The following is a 6,305-nucleotide window of genomic DNA, read 5'->3' on the forward strand; positions in this document are numbered from 1 at the left end:
CTATGAGGTCAACCGCTCACTCGCCGCCTGCGAAGGCTCGCTGCTCGTGGTCGATGCCTCCCAGGGCGTCGAGGCCCAGACGCTGGCGAATGTGTATCAGGCGATCGAGGTCGATCACGAGATCGTCCCCGTGCTCAACAAGATCGATCTGCCCGCCGCCGATGTGCCGCGCGTCAAGGAGCAGATCGAGGATGTGATCGGTATCGACGCCTCCGAGGCCGTCGAGATCTCCGCCAAGACCGGGTTCGGCATCGAGGATGTGCTGGAAGCGGTCGTCAAACGCCTGCCGCCGCCAGCCGTTGGCGATGCGGATGCGCCGCTCAAGGCGATGCTGGTCGATAGCTGGTATGACAGCTATCTCGGCGTCATCTGCCTGGTGCGGATCATCGAGGGCAGGCTGAAAAAGGGCATGAAGGTTCGCCTGATGCGCTCCGGCGGGGCCTATCCCGTTGATGGCGTCGGTGTCTTCCGGCCCAAGAAGGAAGCGATCGACAGCCTGGGGCCGGGCGAGATCGGCTATCTCAACGCCTCGATCAAACAGGTGCGCGATGCCCGGGTCGGTGACACCATCACCGATGACCGCCGCCCCTGCGACCAGGCCCTGAAGGGCTTCAAACCGGCCCAGCCGGTGGTGTTCTGTGGCCTCTTCCCGGTCGACAGCGCCGAATTCGAGGATCTGCGCGAAGCGATCGAACGCCTCGCCCTCAATGATGCCAGCTTCTCCTTCGAGATGGAGACCTCGGCGGCGCTCGGCTTCGGCTTCCGCTGCGGCTTCCTCGGCCTGCTGCATCTGGAAGTCATCCGCGAGCGTCTCGAGCGCGAATACAATATCGAACTGATCACCACGGCCCCGTCCGTGGTCTACAAGATCGACATGACCGACGGCACCCAGATCGATCTGCACAATCCGGCCGACATGCCCGATGTGATGAAGATCAAGTCGATTGCCGAACCGTGGATCAAGGCGACCATCCTGGTTCCCGACGAATATCTCGGCAGCGTGCTCAAGCTCTGCCAGGACCGCCGCGGCAATCAGCTCGAGCTGACCTATGCCGGCAGCCGCGCCATGCTGGTCTATGAATTGCCGCTCAATGAAGTCGTGTTCGATTTCTACGACCGGTTGAAATCCATCTCCAAGGGCTATGCCAGCTTCGATTATCACTGGGTTGATGACCGCGAGGGCGATCTCGTGCGCATGTCGATCCTGGTCAATGACGAGCCGGTCGATGCGCTTTCCATGGTGGTCCATCGCGGCCGGGCCGAACAGCGTGGCCGCGCCATGTGCGAGAAGCTCAAGGACCTGATCCCGCGCCACATGTTCAAGATCCCGATCCAGGCCGCGATCGGCGGCCGTATCGTCGCCCGCGAGACCCTGTCGGCGATGCGCAAGGACGTGACCGCGAAATGCTATGGCGGCGACGCCACCCGCAAGCGCAAGCTGCTGGACAAGCAAAAGGCCGGCAAGAAGAAGATGCGCCAGTTCGGCAAGGTCGATATCCCGCAGGAAGCCTTTATCGCGGCGTTGAAGATGGACGACAACTAGCCGCATCCACTCACCTTTTGGTAAGCGAGCCGGCTGACTGGCCGCGCGCCCTTGTTTAATTTCCGGCAGGGCGCATTTATGCGGTAGGATATCGCTGCCCCAACCCCTGGAGTTCACCATGCGCCGTTTTCTCGCCAGCCTCGCTGTCACCGCCTGTCTTGCCGCGCCGGCCTTTGCTGAGCCGGAAGTTGGCGATACCGCGCCCCTGTTCCAGGCCGATGGTTTTCTCGGCGGCGAAGCCTTCCATTTTGATCTCGGCGACGCGCTCGCGAACGGTCCGGTGGTGATGTATTTCTTCCCCGCCGCCTTCACCGGTGGCTGTAATGTCGAAGCGGCCATGTTCGCCGAATCCGCGGCCGAATTCACCGCCGCCGGGGCCACCCTGATCGGTCTCACCGCCGGCAATACCGATCGTCTGTCCGAATTCTCCGAGGCGCATTGCGCCAGCGCCTTCCCGGTCGCCGCGGTCGATCGCGAAACGGTTTCGGCCTATGGGGTCGGCCTGATGATGCGTCCGGGCTGGACCAGCCGCACCTCCTATGTGCTTGCCGCCGATGGCACGATTGCCTTCAAGCATTCGGAAATGAACCCGAATGAGCATGTCACCCTGACGCTCGCCGCCCTGCACGATCTGGCCGGCACCGCCGAACCGGCTCCCGCCGGCGAATAGGGTTTTCCCGGCCGCCGCGATTGGCTAGCCTTTCCCGGATCAAGGGGAGGGGATGATATGGCCACGCCGGAAGAGATGAAGCAGAGCATGATTGCCAACATGCCGGAGAAGACCGGCCGGGCGCTCGATGAATGGCTGGTGCTGGCCGGCCAGGCGCCCGAACGCAAGCATGGCAAGATCGTCGCCTGGCTCAAGGGCGAGCACGGCCTCACCCATGGCTATGCCAATCTGGTCGCGGCGGCGAGCCTCGATCCGGAACGTATCGCGCCGCAGACGGCGTCGGGCGAGGCGGATCTGGTTGAGGCGCAATATGCCGGCAAGGCGGCGCTGCGGCCGATCCACGACCGGCTGATGGAGATCGCCCGCACTCTTGGCGGCGATGTCGAGCTGGCGCCGAAGAAGACCTATGTCTCCCTGCGCCGGTCGAAACAGTTCGCCATTGTCCAGCCCTCGACAAAGACCCGTCTCGATCTCGGTCTCAATCTCGGCGCCGTGCCGCCGGAGGGCCGGCTGGAAGCATCGGGCACGTTCAATTCCATGGTGACGCACCGGGTGCGGCTGGACAGCGTGGACGCCGTCGATGATGCGGTGACCGGCTGGCTGCGCGCCGCTTATGAGGCCAGTTGAGGATTTTATTGTGTCGCGCTGGACCTTTTCGCGCATGATTTGCGTGGCGAGCTGCGAAAATCATCCCTCTGCGTGGATAAATCCTTCTGCAGATGTTGCGGTGCAGCGAAATCCTCCTAGTCTGGCCCCAATTCATGGGAGCGCCAAATGACCGACACCGCCGTCCTGTTCGAGAACCTCCACCCGGTCGCCGACGCGCCGCTCCTGGCCGCCGGTTTGCGGATTGAGCGTCACGCCTCGGCACTCGAACCCGAAGCCCTGCACGCCGCCCTGGCCGATGCCCGTTTCGCCGGTATCCGTTCGCGCACCCGGATGACGGCCGCGGCCTTCGACGCCGCCCCCCGTTTGCTGGCGCTGGGCTGTTTCTGCATCGGTACCAACCAGGTCGATCTCGATGCGGCGGCCGGCAAGGGAATTCCCGTCTTCAACGGCCCGTTTGGCAATACCCGCTCGGTCGCCGAACTCACCCTGGCCTCGGTGATCATGCTGATGCGTGGCGTGCCCCTGCGCTCGTCCGCTGCCAAGCGCGGCGAATGGCTCAAATCGGCAACCAATTCGCACGAAGTGCGCGGCAAGAAGCTCGGCATTGTCGGCTATGGCAATATCGGCTCGCAATTGAGCGTGCTGGCCAGCGGGCTGGGCATGCATGTCTATTTCTACGATGTCGAACCCAAGCTCGCCCACGGCAATGCCCGCTCGGTCGGCAGTCTCGATGAATTGCTGGAAATGTGTGACGTCATCACGCTGCATGTGCCGTCCCTGCCGGAAACCAGCAATATGATGAATGCCCGCGCCATCGCACGGATGAAGCCGGGCTCGATCCTGATCAACCAGGCGCGTGGCGATCTGGTCGATATCGACGCCCTCGCCGCGGCGCTCGAGAGCGGCCATCTGATCGGCGCGGCCGTCGATGTCTTCCCGAAGGAGCCGGCCTCGAAGGATGAGCGTTTCGAGACGCCCTTGCAAAAGTTCGAGAATGTCATCCTCACCCCGCATGTCGGCGGTTCGACCCTGGAAGCCCAGGAAGCGATCGGTGATGATGTCGCCGCCAAGCTGGCCCGCTTTTTCACCCATGGCGCCACCAAGGGCGCGGTCAATGTCCCGGAGATCGAGCCGGGCCCGATCAAGGCCGGACGGGTGCGCCTGCTCAGCTTTCACGGCAATGCGCCGGGCTATCTCTCGCGGCTCAATGATGCGGTCAGTGCGGCCGGCGCCAATATCGCGGCCCAGCAACTGGAGACCCGTGGTGAGCTGGGTTATGTCGCCGCCGATCTCGAAGGCGACCTGCCCGACAGCTTCCTCGAGCGCGTCAAGGCGATGGACGGCACGATCCGCGCGCGTCTGGTGACCGGCTAGAGTTTCAGCGCGCTTGCCAGGGCATTGACGCTGCGGACATAGCTCTGGCCCGACCATTCGGCCGCCGCCAGCACGACCTCGCGCTGGGCGATGGCGCCAAAACCGATGAAGCGATCGGCGGCACCCTGCTCGAAGGCCTCGAAATCGGTCATGCCGTCACCAACGATGATGGTGGTGTCGGCATGGGTGGAAATCCGGTTGAGAATTTCCGCCTTGCCGCCATTGCGCGACAGCGGGCAGTCCGCGTCCAGGCCGGTGACGAGATCGCCCTCGAAGATGAAGCGGTTGGCGTGGATCTCGCTGTGCCCGAAGCCCAGATCCTCGAGCACGGGTTCGAGCAGGTCGGCAAACCCGCCGGAGACCGCGTGCAGGTCATCGCCCTGCTCACGCAATTGCCGCAACAGCGCCGCCATGCCGGGCGTGATACGCTTGCGCAGCGCTTCGGCCATCTCCGCCACCGCAGTCCGGTCGAGCGAGGCCAGTTTCAGCCGCGCCTCCAGCGAGTCGCGCAGGGCGATGCGGCCGGTCATGCCGCCATTGGTGAAGTCACGCAATTGCCGGCGTGACTCCGTCGCATCAGGCAGGCGCGACAGCGCCGCCTCAATGGCGGTGTCCAGCGATTCCACCCGCAACAGGGTCGAGTCGACATCGAAGGCGATCAGGCGTTTCAAATGATGGGTCCTCACCCGCTCCGGCGTGCCTCGCGGCGGTGCATTCTGTCACCCTGTGCCGATTCCGGGGAGCGAGTCCCGGAATGCGGCGCGGGCAGGCCGTCAGCCCGCAGCGGCGCTCACCCCGATCGGGCAGACCACACCGGTGCCGTCCAGGCCGCAATAACCGTCGGGATTCTTCGCCAGGTATTGCTGGTGATACTCATCGGCCGGATAGAAGGGGCCCGCTTCGGCAATCTCGGTCGTGATCATGCCCCGTCCCCGGGCCGCCAGGGCGGCCTGGTAACCGGCGCGGCTGGCCTCGGCCTCACGGATCTGGTCCGGCGAGGTGGCATAGATCGCCGAACGGTACTGGCTGCCGCGATCATTGCCCTGGCGCATGCCCTGGGTCGGGTCATGCCCTTCCCAGAATACTTTCAGCAGGTCGGCAAGGGCGATCTGTGCGGGATCAAAGACCACCCGCGCGATCTCGGCATGCCCGGTCGCGCCGGAGCAGACTTCCTCATAGGTCGGATTGGGTGTGTGGCCGCCGGCATAGCCAACTGCCGTATGCCAGACGCCGAAGGTCTGCCAGAACAGACGCTCCACACCCCAGAAACAGCCCATGCCGAAGAAGATTTCCTCGATCCCCTCAGGCACTGCCACATCGTTCGGTCGGCCGGTGACAAAATGCGTTCCGGCGGTGGCAATCGGAACCGCCCGTCCGGGCAGGGCCCGGTCGGCGGGGATGATGTCAGGGGTCGGTCGGGGCTCGGTCATGGCGCGTTCCTGGATGAAGGTGCCATCAAAATAGGCACTCCGGGCGCGATTGCCAGAGCCGAATCTGCGACACCCGGCAGGCCGTCCGGCTCAACGCCTGCCACGCAGGGCCGTTCCAGCTGATTGAGGTCACTTGCCCCGGCCCCTGTGATGAGTATAGTCCGCGCTCCTCGCGGTGAGGTGGCCGAGTGGTCGAAGGCGCACGCCTGGAAAGTGTGTAGGCGGGGAACCGTCTCGTGGGTTCGAATCCCACCCTCACCGCCATTATCCCCCGACACCGGTCCCGGACCTGCTGCACAAGCGGCCGTGCGTGATCGAGCCTGTGCCGGCCGGCAGTGATCGCCCTGTTGCCCCTGATCTGCCTTTGAGTGGCTGCTGGATGACGTTCATATGGCGCTGGTGATGCCCTCCTGTGCGCTTCCATCGCCACAGATTCGCCCGGAAAACTTGAAAACTCGCTGTGAAAACAATCGCATATCGATTCCTCACCCGGATTTGCCCCTGTTTTGACGATATCCGCACCTCCCGCATCGCATCCGATGCCACCAGTATAGCCGAGCCCGGCAAGGGGTGGACAGGCGGGGTTGAAACAATCGGGACAGACGCAACCGGTCCGCCGCCGGTGCCAGCGAGAGCTGGGACTTCGACAGCGCCAACTCGGTGCGCACTGACGAGCCGA

General features: G+C 64.1%; 6 protein-coding genes and 1 tRNA gene. 5 read left to right on the forward strand and 2 right to left on the reverse strand.

Going from position 1 to position 6,305, the window contains the following annotated elements; genetic code table 11:
- The 4 genes from lepA to serA form a co-directional block, all read left to right on the forward strand.
- Positions 1-1,543, forward strand: a 1,543-nt coding sequence (gene lepA, locus ACN0YF_RS14625) for a translation elongation factor 4 (RefSeq protein ID WP_417494952.1), incomplete at its 5' end; no start/stop codon positions are given.
- Positions 1,544-1,661: 118 nt separating this feature from the next.
- Positions 1,662-2,213 carry a redoxin domain-containing protein gene (locus ACN0YF_RS14630; protein WP_417494953.1) on the forward strand — a complete coding sequence of 184 codons (552 nt, stop codon included), beginning with the start codon at positions 1,662-1,664 and terminating at the stop codon, positions 2,211-2,213.
- Positions 2,214-2,270: 57 nt separating this feature from the next.
- Positions 2,271-2,840: a DUF4287 domain-containing protein gene (locus ACN0YF_RS14635; RefSeq protein ID WP_417494954.1), complete on the forward strand. Its 570-nt coding sequence runs from the start codon at positions 2,271-2,273 to the stop codon at positions 2,838-2,840.
- A 147-nt stretch (positions 2,841-2,987) separates the two neighbouring features.
- Positions 2,988-4,196: a phosphoglycerate dehydrogenase gene (serA, locus tag ACN0YF_RS14640; protein ID WP_417483205.1), complete on the forward strand. Its 1,209-nt coding sequence runs from the start codon at positions 2,988-2,990 to the stop codon at positions 4,194-4,196.
- Here the strand turns inward: serA and ACN0YF_RS14645 are convergent.
- Both ACN0YF_RS14645 and msrA read right to left on the reverse strand, forming a co-directional pair.
- A complete protein-coding gene (locus ACN0YF_RS14645; RefSeq protein WP_417483206.1) occupies positions 4,193-4,867 on the reverse strand; it encodes an HAD-IB family phosphatase in 675 nt (224 codons plus the stop codon). The genes serA and ACN0YF_RS14645 overlap by 4 nt on opposite strands.
- Positions 4,868-4,969: 102 nt before the next feature.
- Positions 4,970-5,626 (reverse strand): peptide-methionine (S)-S-oxide reductase MsrA, encoded by a 657-nt coding sequence (gene msrA / locus ACN0YF_RS14650; protein ID WP_417494955.1) that lies wholly within the window; start codon positions 5,624-5,626, stop codon positions 4,970-4,972.
- A 174-nt stretch (positions 5,627-5,800) separates the two neighbouring features.
- Here msrA and ACN0YF_RS14655 point away from each other — a divergent pair.
- A tRNA-Ser gene (locus ACN0YF_RS14655) sits at positions 5,801-5,890 on the forward strand.
- Positions 5,891-6,305: the final 415 nt, after the last annotated feature.

The organism is Maricaulis sp. (genome assembly GCF_048270265.1).
Taxonomy (GTDB): domain Bacteria; phylum Pseudomonadota; class Alphaproteobacteria; order Caulobacterales; family Maricaulaceae; genus Maricaulis.